This is a genomic window from Flammeovirga pectinis (genome assembly GCF_003970675.1).
In the GTDB taxonomy this organism is placed as follows: domain Bacteria; phylum Bacteroidota; class Bacteroidia; order Cytophagales; family Flammeovirgaceae; genus Flammeovirga; species Flammeovirga pectinis.
In genome coordinates, this window is sequence record NZ_CP034562.1 from 2131007 (window position 1) to 2151443 (window position 20437).

At 31.0% G+C, this 20437-nt stretch carries 19 protein-coding genes and 1 riboswitch; of the genes, 11 read left to right on the plus strand and 8 right to left on the minus strand.

Annotated elements, in window-relative coordinates; genetic code table 11:
- Positions 1-2: 2 nt before the first annotated feature.
- From EI427_RS08510 to EI427_RS08530, 5 genes are all read left to right on the plus strand, one after another.
- The gene (locus tag EI427_RS08510) at positions 3-1604 is read left to right on the plus strand and encodes an LIC_10190 family membrane protein (RefSeq protein WP_126613620.1); all 1602 of its coding nucleotides are present in this window, start codon (positions 3-5) and stop codon (positions 1602-1604) included.
- A 30-nt stretch (positions 1605-1634) separates the two neighbouring features.
- A complete protein-coding gene (locus EI427_RS08515; protein WP_126613622.1) occupies positions 1635-2159 on the plus strand; it encodes a DUF7935 family protein in 525 nt (174 codons plus the stop codon).
- A gap of 1361 nt (positions 2160-3520) precedes the next feature.
- Positions 3521-4144, plus strand: a complete 624-nt coding sequence (locus EI427_RS08520; protein ID WP_126613624.1) for a sigma-70 family RNA polymerase sigma factor — start codon at positions 3521-3523, stop codon at positions 4142-4144.
- 360 nt (positions 4145-4504) lie between these two features.
- Positions 4505-5506 (plus strand): type I glyceraldehyde-3-phosphate dehydrogenase, encoded by a 1002-nt coding sequence (gene gap, locus EI427_RS08525; RefSeq protein WP_240655373.1) that lies wholly within the window; start codon positions 4505-4507, stop codon positions 5504-5506.
- Positions 5507-5616: 110 nt separating this feature from the next.
- A complete protein-coding gene (locus EI427_RS08530; RefSeq protein WP_126613628.1) occupies positions 5617-6291 on the plus strand; it encodes a M15 family metallopeptidase in 675 nt (224 codons plus the stop codon).
- A 57-nt stretch (positions 6292-6348) separates the two neighbouring features.
- Here the strand turns inward: EI427_RS08530 and EI427_RS08535 are convergent, their stop codons facing one another.
- On the minus strand, positions 6349-7470 hold the full coding sequence (locus EI427_RS08535) for a hypothetical protein (RefSeq protein ID WP_126613630.1): 1122 nt from the start codon (positions 7468-7470) through the stop codon (positions 6349-6351).
- A 151-nt stretch (positions 7471-7621) separates the two neighbouring features.
- On the opposite strand from EI427_RS08535, the gene ggt reads away from it, so the two are divergent.
- Positions 7622-9343 (plus strand): gamma-glutamyltransferase, encoded by a 1722-nt coding sequence (gene ggt, locus EI427_RS08540; RefSeq protein ID WP_126613632.1) that lies wholly within the window; start codon positions 7622-7624, stop codon positions 9341-9343.
- Positions 9344-9632: 289 nt separating this feature from the next.
- Here ggt and EI427_RS08545 read toward each other — a convergent pair whose 3' ends face one another.
- Positions 9633-10160, minus strand: a complete 528-nt coding sequence (locus tag EI427_RS08545) for a DUF4442 domain-containing protein (RefSeq protein WP_126613634.1) — start codon at positions 10158-10160, stop codon at positions 9633-9635.
- Positions 10161-10375: 215 nt separating this feature from the next.
- Here EI427_RS08545 and EI427_RS08550 point away from each other — a divergent pair, with 215 nt between their 5' ends.
- The 3 genes from EI427_RS08550 (at position 10376) to EI427_RS08560 (ending at position 12631) form a co-directional block, all read left to right on the plus strand.
- Entirely contained in the window at positions 10376-10570 is a 195-nt protein-coding gene (locus tag EI427_RS08550; RefSeq protein ID WP_126613636.1) for a hypothetical protein, read from the plus strand.
- A gap of 105 nt (positions 10571-10675) precedes the next feature.
- On the plus strand, positions 10676-11944 hold the full coding sequence (locus tag EI427_RS08555) for a lysophospholipid acyltransferase family protein (RefSeq protein ID WP_126613638.1): 1269 nt from the start codon (positions 10676-10678) through the stop codon (positions 11942-11944).
- A 90-nt stretch (positions 11945-12034) separates the two neighbouring features.
- Positions 12035-12631, plus strand: a complete 597-nt coding sequence (locus EI427_RS08560; protein ID WP_126613640.1) for a hypothetical protein — start codon at positions 12035-12037, stop codon at positions 12629-12631.
- Positions 12632-12692: 61 nt separating this feature from the next.
- Here the strand turns inward: EI427_RS08560 and EI427_RS08565 are convergent, their stop codons facing one another.
- The 3 genes from EI427_RS08565 to EI427_RS08575 all read right to left on the minus strand — a co-directional run bounded on the left by EI427_RS08565 (position 12693) and on the right by EI427_RS08575 (position 16652).
- Positions 12693-13583, minus strand: coding sequence for a 3-hydroxyacyl-CoA dehydrogenase family protein (locus tag EI427_RS08565; protein WP_126613642.1), 891 nt, complete (start codon positions 13581-13583; stop codon positions 12693-12695).
- A 186-nt stretch (positions 13584-13769) separates the two neighbouring features.
- Entirely contained in the window at positions 13770-15524 is a 1755-nt protein-coding gene (gene lysS, locus EI427_RS08570; protein WP_126613644.1) for a lysine--tRNA ligase, read from the minus strand.
- Between the two features lie 240 nt (positions 15525-15764).
- The gene (locus EI427_RS08575; protein ID WP_126613646.1) at positions 15765-16652 is read right to left on the minus strand and encodes a bile acid:sodium symporter family protein; all 888 of its coding nucleotides are present in this window, start codon (positions 16650-16652) and stop codon (positions 15765-15767) included.
- Between the two features lie 280 nt (positions 16653-16932).
- Here EI427_RS08575 and EI427_RS08580 point away from each other — a divergent pair, with 280 nt between their 5' ends.
- The gene (locus EI427_RS08580) at positions 16933-17316 is read left to right on the plus strand and encodes a hypothetical protein (protein ID WP_126613648.1); all 384 of its coding nucleotides are present in this window, start codon (positions 16933-16935) and stop codon (positions 17314-17316) included.
- Between the two features lie 78 nt (positions 17317-17394).
- Here EI427_RS08580 and EI427_RS08585 read toward each other — a convergent pair whose 3' ends face one another.
- Genes EI427_RS08585 through EI427_RS08590 form a run of 3 tightly spaced genes read right to left on the minus strand, consistent with a single transcriptional unit; the run spans position 17395 to position 19124 of the window.
- Positions 17395-17769, minus strand: coding sequence for a PH domain-containing protein (locus EI427_RS08585; protein WP_126613651.1), 375 nt, complete (start codon positions 17767-17769; stop codon positions 17395-17397).
- Positions 17770-17823: 54 nt separating this feature from the next.
- The gene (locus tag EI427_RS26330) at positions 17824-17946 is read right to left on the minus strand and encodes a hypothetical protein (protein ID WP_262708876.1); all 123 of its coding nucleotides are present in this window, start codon (positions 17944-17946) and stop codon (positions 17824-17826) included.
- Positions 17946-19124 carry a hypothetical protein gene (locus EI427_RS08590; protein WP_126613653.1) on the minus strand — a complete coding sequence of 393 codons (1179 nt, stop codon included), beginning with the start codon at positions 19122-19124 and terminating at the stop codon, positions 17946-17948. Before EI427_RS08590 ends, EI427_RS26330 begins: the two co-directional genes overlap by 1 nt.
- Positions 19125-19281: 157 nt before the next feature.
- Between EI427_RS08590 and EI427_RS08595 the strand changes: the two genes are divergently transcribed.
- On the plus strand, positions 19282-20145 hold the full coding sequence (locus EI427_RS08595; protein WP_205727916.1) for an N-acetylmuramoyl-L-alanine amidase-like domain-containing protein: 864 nt from the start codon (positions 19282-19284) through the stop codon (positions 20143-20145).
- Between the two features lie 89 nt (positions 20146-20234).
- Positions 20235-20423, plus strand: a riboswitch (cobalamin riboswitch).
- Positions 20424-20437 lie beyond the last annotated feature (14 nt).

Here is a 20437-nt window from a genome sequence, read left to right on the forward strand (position 1 = left end):
GCATGTTAATTTCACTTTTAATACTACTATTAGTATTAATAAATACTGTAGGAATAGGTTTAATTGTGGTTGGTTTATTTAAAACTTCCAATGAAAGAGATTTAGTAATAACCTCTTTTATTGGGAGTTTCGTTATTATGTTATTACTAGCAATAACTCACTTTTTTGTTCCAATAAATGAATTAACTTTAATACCATTCACTCTACTCTCTTGTATTATACTTTATGTTAATCGTAAAGTAGATTACAAACTATCTCTTTCTAAAGAATTTATTTTCTTATTAATCATTTTTATCTTTTACCTAATTGGAAAAGGGACTCAATACCCTTCATGGACTGATAGTAATTTATATCATGCCCAAGTAATTCAATGGTACAACAAATACCCTATTACAAAAGGTATCGCCAACTTATTCTGTGCTTATGGTTTAAATTCTTTTTTTCACCTCTTCGCAGCTCAGTATACGTTTCTAAATATTAGTAATGACCCTTTACCAAATATTGGGATCTTATACTTTGAGTTAATGTTCCTACTATTTGTCTTTTCTAAGATACAAGAACACACTAATTATATATTAATTATTCCTTGTTGGATTTTTGTTGGTTATTGGAATTGGGAATCTTCTCCATCACCAGATATTGTAGTTAGCATAATAATTTCAATTGGTTTAATAATTTTTTCTCAGAAAAAAATAAGTATTGAAGAACACCTATTTTGTATATTATCAATTATTCTAATTGTAACAATCAAACAGTCAGGTGCAATTTATTCATTACTCATTTTTCCATATTTAGGTTTTCTTAAACCTAACAAAAAGCACTTATATTTTCTTTTGACTATTACAGTAGTAACATTTTTAACTTGGGTTCCCAGAAATCTTATACTGTCAGGATATCCTCTTTACCCATTAACAATCATTGACTTTGTCGATTTAAAACATCAGGTACCTAAAGAATTGGTAAATGCTTGGACCATTCAAATTACCTATTTTGCTAGACTCCCAATAGATTCTTGGAGAGAGGTAATAGGTCAACCATTCACGACATGGATACCCAATTGGTTTTTATTACATAGAAAAACAGATCGACTATTAATGATAGTTACATTAATTTCTCTAATATACAGTGTCTTCATTTTTAATAAACAAGACAATAAACACAAAGCTATTCTATGCATCATATATATTGGATTAACCTTTTGGATTGTAAAAACACCTACTATGCGCTTTGGATATTCTTACATGCTGATGCTATTTACAATTTGCTTAAAGGCAATCTTAAAAAAGAAAAAAAATACAGATTTAATAATTAATTATTCATTAGCGATAATTATCATTATCGGAATTAGCTTCTCAGCTTTATATTATAATTGGAAAGACACAATAATTTTCCCTGGGAAATATAAAAAAACAAATACTAATAACTTTCTGATTGATCAAAATGTATTTATTTCTGTCCCTATTGATGATTACTGTAAAGATACCGCTATCCCTTGTATGTATATTACTCCTGAAAGTACCTTAAAAGCATTTTCTAATAAAATAAGTGATGGATTTTACCAATCACACCCCTCAGAAATTGATATAGAACAAAGAGGTTACTAATATTGTATATCAATATAAATTTTTTTAAACATGACGACAGACCTTTTAGACTTATTGAAGATGACAATCCCTGCGGGTATTGTTTTATATGGAGCTTTTGTAATAGTAAAGATGTTCCTACAAAAAGACTACGATACTTTATCAATTAAGATCAAATCAAGCCAAATAGAGCATACTTTACCTTTAAGATTACAAGCATACGAAAGAATGGCTCTTTTTCTTGAAAGAATTAATTATAGAGAATTGATGGACCGTATTAATTACGATGAAATTCCTGCAGCTTTATTTCACCAGAGTTTAATAATGACAATAAAGGAAGAATTTAATCATAACCTTTCTCAACAAATATATATTTCTCCTGATTTATGGGAGACAATCCGTGGAGTAAAAGAAGAAAACATCTCTTTTATAAATGGAATTGCACAAACTTTAGGAAAAGATGCATCTGGGTTCGATTTAGCAAAAACCATTTTGGAGAACAGTATTTCAGAAAATGCCACTCCTATTGATATTGCATTATTAAGCCTTAAGGAAGAAGTAAATACTTTATATTAAGATTTTCATTCATTAACTACTATTGCCATTTGTTTGAACAACTTTATAAACTTCAAATCAATACTCACGTTAGTATATTTATAAGATTTGAAATAATAAACTCTGATGAGTTTTTAAGATATAAAGATTAAGAGTAATAGTTAGTTTTTGGGTTATGAAAAAGCATTGGAGGATTCTTCCAATGCTTTTTTTATGTGCAAAATTTTAAAAATCACATTTAAGAATATTCACACCAAAACCACAACAGTGAACAAACATTCACCGTTAAACAAAACATATAAAATGATATAAATAACTCAAATAGTATTGAGTTTTTTAAGATATAAAAGATTAAGAGTAATAGTTAGTTTTTGGGTTAAAAAGCACTGGGAGTTTCTTCCAGTGCTTTTTTTATGTACAAAATTTTAAAAATCACATTTAAGAATATTCACACCAAAACCACAACAGTGAGCAAACATTCACCGTTAAACAAAACATATAAAATGATATAAATAACTCAAATAGTATTGAGTTTTTAAGATATAAAAGATTAAGAGTAATAGTTAGTTTTTGGGTTAAAAAGCACTGGGAGTTTCTTCCAGTGCTTTTTTTATGTACAAAATTTTAAAAATCACATTTAAGAATATTCACACCAAAACCACAACAGTGAACAAACATTCACCGTTAAACAAAACATATAAAATGATATAAATAACTCAACTAGTATTGAGTTTTTAAGATATAAAAGATTAAGAGTAATAGTTAGTTTTTGGGTTATGAAAAAGCACTGGGAGTTTCTTCTAGTGCTTTTTTTATGTACAAAATTTTCAAAAATCGCATTTAAGAATATTCACACCAAAACCACAACAGTGAACAAACATTCATCGTTAAACAAAACATATAAAATGATATAAATAACTCAACTAGTATTGAGTTTTTAAGATATAAAGATTAAGAGTAATAGTTAGTTTTTGGGTTAAAAAGCACTGGGAGTTTCTTCCAGTGCTTTTTTTGTTATTCATTTAATATCTTACTTTAAAAGAGTAAAAATAATAAGTCTTTTTTTTATTTTCGACATATAAACTACTATAAATTTACACAATTTAGGAATCTCTACAATTATTTAAATAATTATTATTCAGCTATTTACGTTTTTAAAAATGAATAAACTTTCATTTTTAAATGAAAAAATAAGTTAAAACAAGTTCGTGAATTTAACTTATTTGAAGAACTCGACATTTTATATCATATAATTTCTTTAGAAATAGTATTTATTACTTTAAATAGTATTATTCCATCAAAGTTTTTCATTAAATTGCAATCAATTAAGATATGGATTATTAATCATAATCAATTATACACTACCACTTGTAACCAACATTATGTTAGCTGAACAAGCAATCACCGAATATCGTCCTTTGCTTTACACTGTTGCCTACAGAATTCTAGGTGCGGCATCAGATGCAGAAGATATGGTACAAGAAACTTTTATAAAGATATTAAGAGTTGACCTCTCAAAAATAGAAGACATCAAAAATTATTTGATAAAAACGATTACTAATACTTGCCTAAATCATCTCGAAAGTTTAAAAAGAAAAAAAGAACATCTCGTAGATAATTGGTCAAATATTACTAATAATTTTCAGCTAGACCCTTTCGAACACTGGTCGAATGATAAAGCTGCTGAATTATCAGATGGTTTGAGAAATATGATGAAAAGACTTACGGATGCTGAACTTAGTGTTTATCTAATGAAAGAAGCATTCAATATGAATTACAATGAAATTACTGAAATTGCTAAGAAAAAAGCAGATCATTGTAGACAATTATTTCATCGCTCTAAACAAAAACTTGAAGAGGGAAAAGATAAATTTAATGTAGATCCAGAGAAACATCTTCAATTATATAAGAAATTTCAGCAAGCAAATGCTGATGGAGAAGTAAGAGGACTGGTTGATTTTATCTTTGGATCGAAGAAAAAAACAGTAAAACTAAAAAATTCTTAGTTTTTTTAGTTAATGACATTGTATAAATCGACAAAAAAAGAATTTGTTTGATATTGAGCATTAAAGATGCATAAACAATTAAATTCAATATCATCCTATTCAATATTAAGGGTTTACAAAAATTATATTTTGTAAACCCTTGTTTTTTATACTTAAACCACTGATTTAATAGTGATTAATACACTTATATTTTGTTTGAAATTGGTTAAAATTGCCAACAAATAATGATAAATGTCATTCCATTAAACAATCTACTAAGGTATGTTTGCAGTGTAGTAAATGATACGGATCAAATTATTTGTAACATCTGCTGCAACACAATTTTAGAAGAATTATTTATTAAAATTAATATTACATAAAATTATGGCAATTAAAGTAGGTATCAACGGTTTCGGTCGTATCGGACGTTTCGTATTTCGCGCTTCAGTAGAAAGAAATGACATTGAAGTAGTAGGAATTAATGATCTTATTGATGTTGAGTACATGGCTTACATGCTTAAGTACGATTCAACTCACGGTCGTTTTAACGGTACAGTTGAAGTTGTTGATGGTAACCTTGTAGTTAATGGTAATACTGTACGTGTTACTGCTGAGCGTAACCCTGCTGACTTAAAGTGGGATGCAATCGGTGCTGAAGTTGTAGTTGAATCAACTGGTTTATTCTTAACTGACGAAACTGCTCGCCAACACATCGCTGCTGGTGCTAAGAAAGTTGTTCTTTCTGCTCCTTCTAAAGATGGTACTCCAATGTTCGTAATGGGCGTTAACCATACAGAATATGCAGGTCAAGAAATCGTTTCTAACGCTTCTTGTACTACAAACTGTTTAGCTCCAATTGCTAAAGTTTTAAATGACAAGTGGGGTATCAAAGACGGTTTAATGACAACTGTTCATGCTACTACTGCAACTCAAAAAACAGTTGACGGTCCTTCAGCTAAAGACTGGAGAGGTGGACGTGGTGCTGGTCAAAACATCATTCCTTCTTCTACTGGTGCTGCTAAAGCTGTAGGTGTTGTTATTCCTGAGCTTAACGGTAAATTAACTGGTATGGCTTTCCGTGTACCAACTCCTGACGTTTCTGTAGTTGACTTAACAGTGAACTTAGAAAAAGGTGCTACTTACGCTGAAATCTGTGCTGAAATGAAAAGAGCTTCAGAAAACGAATTAGCTGGTGTTCTTGGTTACACTGAAGATGCTGTTGTTTCTAACGACTTCATCGGTGAAACTCAAACTTCAGTATTTGATGCTAAAGCAGGTCTTGCTTTAACTGATACTTTCGTTAAAGTTGTATCTTGGTATGACAACGAAATCGGATACTCTAACAAAGTTTTAGATTTAGTAGCTCACGTTTACAACGCATAAGTTGTAGAATAAGCTTTTAAAATATAAGAAAGGGTAAGTCTTCGGATTTACCCTTTTTTTGTTGTCAAAAATCTTGTAGCTTGCTTTTTTAAACTACCAAACATCTATCAATGCAAAAACTTTTTTGTATCGTTTTCCTTCTTTTATCAAATATTACCCTTGCACAAGACGATTGTAGCGCTTCTCTTCAAAAAAAGTATTGGAGATACAGAATTAATATGAGTACGTTTCTAGCACAAGAATCGGGTATAGATATTCACCCAGATAAAATTTTCTATGATTTTATGAATATGCCTATTGGTGTACCCTTTAATTATATTGACTTTATAGATATTAGCAACCAAAAGTATGTAAACATTGGTTCTGATAAATTACTCTACCCTGCTTACATTGAATATAAAAAAATGAAAGCTGACGCATCGAAAAAAGGAGTAAACATAAATATTCGTTCTTCTTATCGATCTAAGCGTACTCAAGAAATTGTTTTTAGAAAGCATGGGCCTAAAGTTGCAGAAATTCCAGGTTACTCAGAACATCATTTACTTACCACTATAGATATTAGATATGCTGGCGAAAACACTAAACTGTTTCTCTGGCTCTTAAAATATGGTTTTGATTATGGATGGGTACCTACCTATTATTTCAGAATTGAGAAAAATATTAGGAAAGAAGCTTGGCATTGGCGATTTGTAGGTATTGAAGCGGCTAAATGGTTTGAATGTGCCTGGAAAGATGATATTAACCAAGAAATTAGAAGACTATCTTATCAATTTGGAAGTATATAAAAAATGCTCATTAGTTAAATTCTAATGAGCATTTTTTATGTAATATATTGATTAAGATTAAAGAGCTTTAGTAAAGCATCTCTTTCTCTTATGCTGGATATGATCGTAATTTTTCCAGTTTTGAATGGCTTTTTGATTTGTCTCAAACATACCTGTTGTTTCCAAATACTTAATACCGTTCTCTGCCATTGTTTTCTGAAGCTCTCCAACTAACATAACACCACCACCTAAACGTTGTAATTTTGGTGTTGCAGCAGTAAGTAGCATATCACAAGTATCATTATTATTTAATGCCTTATAAATATGGTACCAACCAAATGGCCATATACTACCGTTTGCTTTTTGAAGTGCCTTAGAAAGAGAAGGTAAACCGATTACAAAACCCATCATTTCACCATCTTCCTCACTAACAAGTACTTTTACATACTTTGGAGAAATCATCTTCAAGAATTTCTTTTTATAATATTCGATCATATCAGCATCGAATTCAATTACACTATAAAGATCTTTAAAAGCCTCTCCTAGTAAATTAAAAATACGATCTGCATACTCTAATAATTCCTTAGAAGAATTAAAGCTGATCATTTTCGTTTTTGTTCTTTTCATTAATAAAGCTGCACCTCTTGCCCCTTTATCAATAATTGCTTGATCCATTGTAAGACGGAATTCAATCCAATCCACTAGTTTATCGTAACCTAGCGCCTCTAAATGATCTTTATAATAAGGTAAATGATATTCTGATGCCACAGATGGTAAATGATCAAAACCTTCCACCATCATTCCTTGATGATCTATGTTTGTAAATCCTAAAGGCCCAACAATTCCTGTCATTCCTCTGTCTTTACCCCATTTCTCTGCAGTTTCTAATAATTTCTGAACTACTTCTCTATCATCAATAAATTCTAAACGAGTAAAACGAACGTTTTCTTTCCCTTCCTTCTCGTTATATTTTTTATTAATGATTGCCCCTATTCTACCTACAGGTTCATTATCCTTATATGCAATCCAATATTGAGTATCGCAGAATTTCTTAAATGGGTTGTTTTGATCAAAAATCGTTAATTCGTCTTTTTTGATTGGAGGAACCCAAAATTCATTTCCTTTATATATTTTAAATTGAACATCAACAAATTGTTTTTGCTCTTTTTTATTTTCTACTTCACGTATTTCGATACTCATAATCTATATTTACTCTTATCGTAATTCAACAACTTGTATTGCATTGCAATTTAAAACCATTTTATCGAATCATATAAGATTGAAGTGGAAAAATTAATTCATTGCTGTACTTTTAATGTAAAAAAATGTCAATTAAATAACTTTTCAATTTATGACTCACCTTTTCAAGAAATTAAATCTTCAATCTCTCCTAATTTTAATTGTTTGTACATTATTATTTAATTGTGAAACTAAGACGTCTCCTGAGAAAAAACGTGGTACGATAGCCAAAAATGGTATAGTCTCTTGTGCTCACCCTTTAGCTGCTGAAGTAGGTATTGCTATCTTAAAAAAAGGCGGGAATGCTTTTGATGCTGCAATAGCAACACATTTTGCACTTGCCGTTGTTTACCCTAGAGCTGGTAATATTGGCGGAGGTGGATTTATGGTTTATAGAGATCAAATTGGTAATTCAGGGAGTCTTGATTTTAGAGAAAAAGCACCTTCGTCTGCTTCGGAAAAGATGTATTTGGATGCAAATGGACAACCTATTAAGAATTTAAGTTTAAAAGGTCTTTTAGCAAGTGGTGTTCCAGGTTCTGTTGATGGAATGTTCAAAATTTATCAAAAATATGGATCATTACCTTGGGATGTATTACTTCAACCTGCAATTCGATTAGCTGAAGATGGAATTGTTTTGACACAACTCGAAGCAGAAAAAATTAATCAATATCAAAAGGATTTCAATTCCTATAATAAAAAACCAATCCAACTCTTTAAAGATGGTAATTGGAAGGCTGGTGATAAAATTATTTATCCTGATTTAGCCATCACCCTAAAAAGTATTAAAGAAAATAAAAGAGCAGGTTTTTATGAAGGAGTTGTCGCAGACAAGATCATTAATGCGATGCAAAATAGTAATGGTATTATTTCTCATAAAGATCTAAAAGATTATTCATCTGTATGGAGAGAAGCTATAAAAATACCCTTTAAAGATAATTACACGGTCATTTCTATGCCACCTCCGTCTTCTGGAGGTGTTGCTCTAGCACAAATATTACTTGGGTTAGAAGATTTCAATACAAGTAACTATACACATAATTCTGTAGAATGGATACACCTTCTTACAGAACTAGAAAGAAGGGCTTATGCAGATAGAGCTTCTTTTTTAGGTGATAACGATTTTTACAATGTGCCCGTAAAGCAATTAACTAGTAAAAAATATGTAAGCTCAAGAGTTAAATCAATTGATTTAACAAAAGCTACAAATTCACAAGATATAAAAGCAGGAGATGTTCTTAAAATTGAAAGTTTTGAAACTACTCATTATTCAATAGTTGATAAACATGGGAATGCGGTTGCCATCACTACAACATTAAATGGAAATTTTGGCTGTAAAGTAGTCATTGATGGTGCTGGCTTTTTTATGAATAATGAAATGGATGATTTTAGTATAAAACCAGGCCAACCAAATCAATTTGGGTTAATTGGTGGAGAAGCAAATAAAATAGTTCCAAACAAAAGAATGCTTTCTAGTATGACGCCTACTATAGTAGAAAAAGATAATGCTCTATTTATGGTTTTAGGTACTCCAGGAGGATCGACTATTATAACTTCTGTTGCACAAACGCTATTGAATGTAACCGAATTTAATATGACTATGCAAGAAGCTATAGATGCAAAGAAGTTTCATTCACAATGGTTACCTGATGAAATCTATTTAGAAGATAAAGTTTTTCCAGACTCAACTATATCTGGTTTAGAAAAAATGGGCCATAAAATAGGTTTTGTCCCTATTTTAGGAAAAATGGACTGTATTTTAAAAAACAAAAATGGCACTTATGAAGGTGCTTCTGATCAATCTAGGAGTGATGGAGTGGCATTTGGGTATTAATTTGTTAAATAAAGTTAAAATGCGAACCTTAAATGTATTTAATACATTTAAAGCTTGCGTAATAAGTACACTTTTTGTTCTTTTGTTATACCGATAAACAATACAATAATAACACAATGCTTAAATCGAGAGGAGGTTTAACCAAATCTTGATTGTTTGAAACACACAATCGCACACACAACACTGAAAAAGCCGAACACTAATGTTCGGCTTTTTTTTATTCAATTTTATCTGCACATAAAAAAAGTGATGTATCTGACTACATCACTCCTTTCTAAATTTATTCTTATTACTTTTTAGATCTTTTCTTAAAAGACCACGTAAAGTGAAATCTTGATACTTCTGTACCGTCTGCCATTTTTCCAATAGTCAGCATTTTTATTTCTTCTGCTTCACCTGTTTCGTATGCCCTATCAATTGCTTCTTTTACAAGGTGACCATCTTCACAGACAAATGTTACTTTACCTACTGCTTTCTTACTAAATTTTGCGTCCATATCTACAATAATGAAAGCAATTGATTTCAAATGCTCATTTAAATGAAGCATACCTAAAGAGGCTGTCGATAATTCTGCGGCCATACTTTGTGCAGCAAAATATATAGACTTAAATGGATTCTTATTTAGAAATTTAAACGGTAAAGACGTAGCACAACGAGATCCATTAAGTGATTCTAATTTCATCCCCGCAATAAAACCGAGTGGTACTTGTGTTAGTGTAAACATTCTAAACTTAAAAGGATGGAGCATTTTTGAAGCAAAACTCTTTTGTTTACTTGTTAATTGCAACTCTCCTACTTGTGTTCCTTTGGCATTCATATGTTAAGTTATTGTATTGAAATTGGTATAAATGAATGAATATTTACACAATATAAGAATTAATTGATATGAAAACTCCATTTCAAAATCAGTTTTTAATTACAAACAACTGTAAACCTTAAAACTTGTTAGCAAAAATCTATAAACTAAGTTGCTTAAAATCAGTTTATATATTTAAATCTTCTCAATCACTTAAACTCTCTGTTATGAATACTATGCTTACTATTTACTTGATTATTGCTAATTTTGCTATCGTTGTTAAATGCTACCAAGTCTTTCTTAAAAAGATGCTTGTTCAAAGAGCATTTGTAGCATTAGCCTTCATTATTTTTGGTTTAGTTACTGTAGATATGTTTTTCTATGGTCAAGTTACTAATGGTTATGGTATCACTTCGTTTGGCCTTAATTAAGACCTTTAAGTGAATAAACATTGTTGTAATAAATTATCAAAAAGTACAATAAAAATTGTAATTTTGATGAACGACTAATTTACATTACATTTATCACCTACAACAATGACCTCAAATCCAAAAGAATTGCAAGAAATAATTAAAGACCAAAAAACTAGTAGTACATCTGATAGTACTAATAGCAGTCAGTTAATTACTGCCGATGCTCCTAAAGAAATTAAGGAGAATGCACATATACTTGATGATTATTTTGATGCTGGTTATGCATATAGTATCACTAAATTGATTTTAAATCATATTAATGATGGCTATTTTCGCATTAAATTTGTTGGGTTTGATAACATTCCTGAAAGAAATAATCCTGATAGCCCTTTAATATTTGCTAGTAACCATTCTGGAATGGCTTTCCCTTGGGATGCAATTTCTTTTGTTTCTGGCTTATTCGAAAAAAATAATTTTGACATGAAGAAAAGCGTAAGAGCAATCACTGCTCCTGCTTTATCTAGAAGTCAATTTATGAACCCTTTCCTTATTCAAAACTTTTGGAAAAAATTAGGAGCAATTGATGCTACTTGGTTAAACTATGAAACAGCCATGCATTACAATGGCTCAAATATTTTAGTTTATCCTGAAGGTGTCCCTGGTATTGGCAAAGGCTTTAATAATAAATATACTTTACAACGTTTAGCTACTTCTACTCTTAGAATGAGTATTAAGTACAAAACAGACATTGTTCCTTTTGCTACTGTAAATGGCGAATTTATTAATCCTTTTAGTTACAGTGCATCCCTACTGAATGATTTTGTTCAAAAATTAGGTATTCCTTTCTTGCCTATTGGTTTTATGTCTTTATTAATTCCATTACAACCTTGGTTATTTTATTTTGCTTTTCCTGCTAACCTCACGTTTGTGAGAGGTAAGAGAATTAGTCCTTATAAAATGATTGGCGAGCGAGAAATTGAAGATATTTCTGAAGAAGAAATATTAGACTTAAGTGAAAAAATTCATGATCAGATGCAAGATGAGTTAGACAAAGCTGTAAGCATCTATGGTCGTAAACCTTATGATTTCTGGGATTTATTATCTGTAAGTATGAAAAACGTTCAACGTTCTTTCAAATTTTTCCCAGCATTATGGCCAATCATTTTCACTAAACACAAGAACGATTTTAAGCAGTTAAAAGAGAATGCAAATAATGGCAATTACCCTTTAAATGCTCAAGAACAATTAAATATTGTTCAACCTATAGTAGACAAACAAAAAGATTTAGATGTCTCCGTTTCATCTGTAGTAGATACCATTGTAGAAAATCCAGAAATCCTGTTATTCTACACTCCTGTTGCAGGTTTACTTCACTTATTTACATCTAAATAAATAAAAAATATATCTTTAACAGCATTTGGATTTGATTTCAAATGCTGTTTTTGTTTATTCAAGTCTGAATTAAAACAATAAAATATTAAAATGAATAAAGGTCTCATTATAATCTCTAGTATTCTTATCACAATTGCAGCAATTGGTGGTTTCTTTTACTTATCAAAAAAGAATGATCCAGAGATGACATTCATTAAAATAAAATCTTCTATTGATAATAAAGATTTAGCTGCGTTTAATCAATTAGTAGATGTTGATCAGGTTTTAAATAGTGTTATAGATCAATATATTGATTACTCTACAAAAGCAAATAATGGAGAATTAGATATTTCAACTGGGTTAATTGCATTTATGCGCCCTTCTATTATATCTATCATTAAAGAACAAATTGAAACTAGCATAAGCCAAGGACAAATTAATATACCTAAGACGGTAGATGGCCTTAGTACTGAAGTGTTAGGGCTATTGACTTTAGCACATGGAGATGGTGCTAATTTTAAAGGAATTAAAGACCAAAAAATTGAAGGAACTCAAGCTGAGCTTACATTACAAGTTCAATTAGATGGCTCTGACCGAGTTGATGATTTAATTGTTAAGTTTAGACAGAAAGGAGATATATGGCAAATTTATGATGTAAAAAATTTAGCTGCACTTGTTGATAGTTATGTTGCTGTCAATGGTCAGTAAAGTTGATATAAATTAAAAATAAAACGCTAGTAAGAATTGCATCTTACTAGCGTTTTATTGTTTATAAGAAACGCTTACTCACTACAAGCGATTTATTATTTCCTTTTTCCCAATCATAAAAACCTTCACCAGATTTCACTCCTAAGATCCCTGCCTGAACCATATTTACAAGTAATGGGCTTGGTGCATATTTAGTATCACCTAATCCATCTTGGAGCACGTTCATTATTGACATACAAACATCTAAACCAATAAAATCTGCTAATTGAAGTGGGCCCATTGGGTGTGCCATTCCTAGCTTCATAATGGTATCAATCTCTTCTACTCCTGCTACCCCATTTTGTAATGAAATTATTGCCTCATTAATCATAGGCATTAAGATTCTATTAGCAACAAAACCTGCATAATCATTGGCAGGCACTGGTACTTTACCTATTTGCTTTGAAATGTCTATCACTGCATTAGTCGTTTCTTCATCAGTTAAATAACCTTTAATTACTTCTACTAATTTCATGACAGGAACAGGATTCATAAAATGCATCCCTATTACTTTCTCTGGGCGTTTTGTAGCTGCTCCAATTTTAGTAATTGATATTGATGAAGTATTTGAAGCTAAAATTGCTTCTGGTTTCGCCAATTCATCAAGTTGTTTGAAAATTTTTAGTTTTAAATCTACATTTTCTGTTGCTGCTTCTACAATTAAATCTGCATTTTTAATCCCTTCTTCTACCTCTGTAAAAGTTGTAAGATTGTTTATTGTGTTTGCTTTTGTCTCTTCAGAAATTTTTTCTTTAGAAATTAAGCGATCTAGATTTTTAGTAATTGTGGCCATTGCTCTATCTAAAGCAGAAACATTAATATCTATTAGAGATACTTTAAAACCACTTTGAGCAAAAACATGAGCGATACCATTGCCCATTGTTCCTGAGCCAATAACTGAAATGTTTTTCATTTTAAAAATGTGTTTATTGGTGATTGAAATTTGTTAAGTGTTGTTATTACGTACAAAGTAAAAAGAAAAATAAATAAAAAGTGAATAAACTATCATTTATTATTTTCTCTTGAGATGAAAATCAAAAAAAGCCTTATCAAAGATTTAACTCTCTGATAAGGCTTTTTATATAATGTAACGCTAAACTTATGCGTTTTGCTCTGCTGCTTTAGCAATCCATCCTTCTACAACATCTTTCGATGGGTTAGGAATTTGCTTTAATTTCAATTTCTTTTTCATTCCGATGAAATCATTCATCAATTTACCAGATGTTTTATCTGCTAAATCTGAAGTCATGTAGAAACCAATTTTGTGCATTACTGGAATTAAGTCTTCACCTACGCCAATTTCTGCCCATTGTGCTTCTGAAGAAGCCTCTGGCCATTTTTCTGGACGCATTTGAGGGAAGAATAATACTTCTTGGATTGATGCATTGTTTGTTAATAACATTACAAGGCGATCAATACCAATACCTAAGCCAGATGTAGGAGGCATTCCGTATTCTAATGCACGTAAGAAGTCTTGGTCAATAAACATTGCCTCGTCATCACCTGCATCCATTAACTTCATTTGCTCCTCAAAACGTTCACGTTGGTCAACAGGATCATTAAGCTCAGAATATGCGTTAGCAACCTCTTTACCATTAATCATTAACTCAAAACGCTCCGTTAATTCTGGATTATCTCTATGACGCTTACATAATGGAGACATCTCAACTGGGTAATCTGTAATGAAAGTTGGTTGGATATAGTTACCCTCACACTTTTCACCAAAGATTTCGTCAATTAATTTACCTTTACCCATAGTTTCGTTATGAGGAATTTCTAGCTCATCACAGATGGCTTTTAATTCTTCAACACTTTTACCGTTGATATCTTTACCTGTGTTCTCTAAAATAGCATCTGCCATTGTAACACGACGGTACGGAGCCTTGAATGAGATTTCTTTATCACCTACAGTTACTTCAGAAGTACCATTTGCTGCATTAGCAACGTTTTCTAAACACTGTTCGGTAAATTCCATCATCCAGTTGTAATCTTTGTAGGCTACATAGATTTCAACTGCTGTAAATTCTGGGTTATGTGTTCTATCCATACCTTCGTTTCTGAAGTTACGAGAGAATTCATATACACCATCAAATCCACCAACAATTAAACGTTTTAAGTATAATTCGTTGGCAATTCTTAAATATAAAGGAGTATCTAAAGCATTATGGTGTGTAATAAACGGGCTTGCCGCTGCACCACCAGGAATACCTTGTAATACTGGAGTATCTACTTCTAAATGTCCGTGATCGTTAAAGAAGTTACGCATTGCGTTCATGATTTTCGTTCTTTTCATGAACGTTTCTTTCACGCCTTTGTTTACTACTAAATCAACGTAACGCTGACGGTAACGTAATTCAGGATCAGTAAATGCATCATGTACAGTTTCTGTTCCGTCCTCGTCTTTTGTTACTTTTACTGCAGGAAGTGGTTTTAATGCTTTAGAAAGCACTTTCAACTTCTTTGCATGGATTGAGATTTCCCCTACCTGTGTAGTGAAAACAAACCCTTCGATACCAATAAAATCACCTCTATCAAGTAATTTTTTGAATACCGTATTATATAAAGTTTTATCTTCTCCTGGACAGATATCGTCTCTAGAGATATATACTTGAATTCGTCCTGTAGCGTCTTGTAGCTCAATAAAAGCTGCCTTACCCATTGCACGAACACTCATCAAACGACCTGCTATAGACACAGTGCCATAATCGTTTGGACGGCGTTCGAAATTCTTAAGAATATCTGCTGCCGATACATTTACATCAAACTTTTCGGCTGGATATGGATCAATACCAAGATCCATTAACTGTTGTCTCTTTTCTCTTCGGAGTACTTCTTGTTCGCTAAGAATTTGCATTGCTGAATTATTTATTCATTAAGCAGTAAAACATCAATACTAATACCCATTAGCTGATTAATTTGTAATACTGCACAATTTCAATCAGCGAAAATAATAGATTTAATTGAAACTATAATGCAAAAGCAGAAATTCGTTTCTATCATTTACTATTAATAGGAAAAATAGCTTAAAAATTTCCTATTAAAACAAGAAAAGCAACACTTTGAGCATTGCTTTTCTTGTAAAAATGCATCTTTTCTAATTCATTAGTTCAACAGAATCAGATGTGGTATTTTCAGTCTTCTTATTAAAAAGGAAAATCAAAATTCCAGATGTAAAGAACATTAGAAGGCTATATACACCAGCTGCAATAGATAAATCTACTCTCCCCATAATACCAACTGCTATTGTAATTGCCATTGTTCCGTTCTGAATACCCGTTTCTATTGCAATAGATTTAGATTGGGCAACGTTTAAACTAAATAATCTTGCCGCAAAAAAACCAATAATCATTGTAATTCCATTTAATAACAATGCAGCAGTTCCTGCTTGTGTAAAATACTCTATTACATTGTTTCTTTCTTTAACTACAATACCTACAATCATTACTATCAAAATTATTGCAGATGCAACCTTTGTAGGTTTTGCCATCTTTTCTGCAAAATTATTAAAGTAACGTTTTATTAGCATTCCTAGGATAATTGGAACAATACTTACAATCATAATTTTTTTGATTGTATCTGGTATATCCAATAAAATTTCTGTTTCTGAACTGTAGAATACAGACGAGCCTAAATTGATAATAAATGGAATGGTGATGATAGTAAGAAAGCTACTGACTGCTGTTAAGGTTACAGATAATGCGGTATCTCCTTTTGCTAAGTGAGTGATTAAGTTCGATGTTGGACCACCAGGACAAGCTGATAAGATAATAAGACCTAAAGCAATAAATGAAGGCAATACTAAAACATAAGAAATTCCAAAAGCCACTAATGGTAATACCAAAATTTGAAGTACAAGCCCTAAAATGACTGCTTTTGGTTTCTGAAAAATTCTTTTAAAATCGTTAGTTACAAGAGATAAACCCATGCCTAACATTATGATGGCAAGTGCTAACCCTAATAATAATGTACTAGTTTGATTCATAGTAGTAGTTGAATGAGAAATGTTGATTAAAAAATGTAGAAAGTCTCTTTTAAAGACAATCTATACAAAGCTGCTAATTTATTAAGGTTTAAATCACAATCCAAATAAGTCCTTTTCCCTATAAAATGAATTCACATTGTCTTTAGATTAATATCTGATTCTAACTACTTTATAGTCTTTAAAAACCAATAAAATTAAACATTTGCAACTTTGGTTAAATATTAAACGTTTAGTAAATTAATTAAACATACAATTAACGATTTGAAATTTACCAAAGATTATGACAATAAGTTTGCTACAATATATTTCGGATTTAAAGACAGAAATTAAATCATGGGATAATGAATTAACCTATTATATTAATGAAATAACATTATTAAACGATAGATTAAATAGTTACCTCAATAGAAATATCGATGAATTTGATTTTAAAAAATTAGAAAAGTTCAAAACATGTAATACTGAATTACTGGGAAGAGCTAAGAAATTATTTTATGAAATTGAAGGTTTTAATGATACATTAATTTTGAAAAAAAATGATAATAAAGTTTCGGATGAATCTTTTGATCATTATCAGTTTTTTAAAGAAAAATTAGATGATTTCGCAAACGATTTCATGTGCATTAAAGACCAGACCGTTAGATTTACAATATCTTCACTTTAAGCAAAAAAATATTAAATTAGAAAGCCTTACTTGTATTATATAACGAGTAAGGCTTTCATTTTTTATAGAGCTCTATTTTTATAAAACTCCTTCAGAAAGTAATTGATATACTTCTTTAATATCGGTATCGCTACCAAACTTTGTTTCTAAAGGTTCAGGCATTCCTTTAACCCATAGCTTAAGTTCAGCATCTGCATCAAAAGTTCCTTTTGTTTCCATAGAAAACAGTTCGATACTTTTAAACGGTATTGTCAAAAGCTCAGATTTTTTACCAGTAATTCCTTGTTTATCCACCATTACTAATCTTTTATTGGTAAATATCCACTGATCTCTTACAAGCTTAAATCCTTTTACAAATTGTTCATCACTTGCTAAGACAAACCCTAAGTCTTCTTGAACTTTTTCTAGATCTGCACTAGACACATTACCCATTAGGCTATCAAATAATCCCATTTTTAGTATGTTATATTGTTTACTTTATATTGTTACTTTCTAAAAGTAGAAAAATTAATCAATAATAGAAACGATAAGCACACCAATAATTAAAGCTAGGATCATGGTTAGATACATTAAAAGGTCAACTCTCATGTATGCTTTATATTTTTGATAAAAGGCCGTTAACTTCTTCATTATTCTTCTTCAACATAGTTATAAGAAGGTTGGTCTGTCTTTTTTGGTTCAGATTTTTGTTTTTCTTCTTCCTGAATTTCCTCTTTTATATGTAACCGCTCTTTTCTCAGTTTTTCATCTTTTGCTTTTTTCTCCGCACAAGTACCCGCATACCAATGCCCTACTCCTGCCTTAAAAGCTTTGAATGGGTTTTCATATTCTTGCTCATCGCACCCACATACTGCATCCTTAGAAAAATCAAAAGCTACTTTTCTATCTTCCCCTTCTTTTATCATACAATCAAAAGAACGTAGAATTTTAATATCATTTTGAGCTAGAGGTAATGAGGTTTTCATTGTTCTTGTACACTTATTTGGGAAATAAAGTGTTTTATCAAAAATATATGGTTGTGCATAAACCAAATATTCATCGCCTTCAAAATAAACAAAATCACATGATGAATATTCTGCTCTTAAATATACTTTTCGTCCAGGGTATAAAGACCCTTTCCAATATTCAGAAACAATCATACCTACTCTATCATAACCAGAGTCTGTTGTTTCTACCTCAAAAACTTCACCTATAAAAACTGCTTCAGATTCTACATAAGATTCTTCAACAGAAATACTTTCTCTAGCACATTCATCGCAAGGAATATACTTATCGTCTGCCCATTGCCCTTGTTCTGTGTCTCCATTCATGTAAAGCATTATACCTTTTCCGTTACGCTTTCCATCTTTCCACATACCAATATATTGTGCTCCATTGTTGTACCAATGAGTACCTTCTCCATTTACCTGATTTTCAATCCATAACCCTTCATGACGTTCGCCAGTATTTGTAACTAATACACCACGACCATTCATTTTACCATCAAGAAAACCTCCTTGGTAAACATCTCCATTTACCCAGTGGTACACACCCATTCCAAATGGAGTTCCTTTAGAAAAATTCCCTTCGTATTTATTTCCGTTGGCAAAAAGTAGTAACCCTTTACCATCCATTAAATCATTTCTCCATTTACCACGGTATACGGTTCCATCTTCCCAAGTATACGTACCAGAACCATGGCGTTTTCCATCGCCATTGTATTGTCCTACATACGAATCTTTGTTTGGATTTTCACTAATCTGTGCTGAAGTTTGTATTGCCATTGTGGCAATTATCATCAAAATTAATAACCAAGAATATCTAAACATTCTTATTTGATTTTTATAAGTTAATCTAAAGAGGTAATTTGTTTATATTCGATTAATTTGAAATTTTAAAGAGAATTAATCTCGCTAGTTCATTTAATCATTTACAAAAATGAAAGACCTCTGCTCTTTCATCATGCAAAATTGCTAAAAAATAAATATGTTGAAGCTAATCTTATCAATATTTCCGTTATTATTTATTACTTTTTCTCTACAAGCTCAATTTATTTGCTCTAATCCGAGTAAAATGGCTTTAGATGCAAAAATTAAAGAGTTAAATAAACTTCCTGTAGAAGGGATTACAAATAATGAAAAGCTTTCACTAATAGGAAATACTTTTTTAGGACAGCCCTATTTAGAAAAGACACTTGAAGTTGGTGAAAAGGAACAATTAGTTATTAATTTTATTGGTTTTGATTGTACAACATACGTTGAGTCAGTGCTTGCGCTTACTATTTTATATAGTGATACTTCTTTAGAGTCTCTGAGAACTATTAATCATTATGCTTCGATATTAGAAAGGATTCGTTACAGAGATGGAGTAATTGATGGATATACTTCTAGATTACATTATTTTACAGAATGGGTACGTGACAATGCAAAAAAAGGTATTATAAAAGATGTTACTGTAGAAATTGGGGGTACAGAATATACTAAAGAAATCAATTTCATGAGTACCCACCTATCTTCTTACAAACAATTAGATAACGATAAAGGCGCTGTTGAAAAGATAAAATGCGTTGAAGAAGAGATTAATAAAAAGAAATTAAGTCAGATTTATATCAATGACATTGAAAGTATTGATAGCAAAATAAAGTCTGGTGATATTATTTCATTAGTAACAAAAATAAAAGGGTTAGATGTTACTCATGTGGGTATAGCCGTAAGAGAAGCTGATGGTAAAATACATCTAATGCATGATTCTCAATCAAAAGGGAAAGTAGTAATAACAGACAAACCTTTATATGAATGGCTTAAAAACAGTAAAATAAATACAGGAATTACTGTTGCTCGAATAAATTAATCTGATAAATTTAATGTTGATGAAAGCATTATAGAGTTTTCTAATATTTTTTAATGATCAACATCACTAGTAAATAAGGCTTCTAAATATTTGATTGTTTAAAATCTTCAATCATCTTTGCACTCAAGATTCTGAAGGGAATTTGGTTAAAATCCAAAACAGTCCCCGCTACTGTAATTTTATCTATGAAAATAGAATGATGTATAAACCACTGAAGTAATTCGGGAAGGGCATCTTAATAAAAAAGTCAGGATACCTTCAAAATCAAAAAAATTATCTTCGGGTGCAAAGT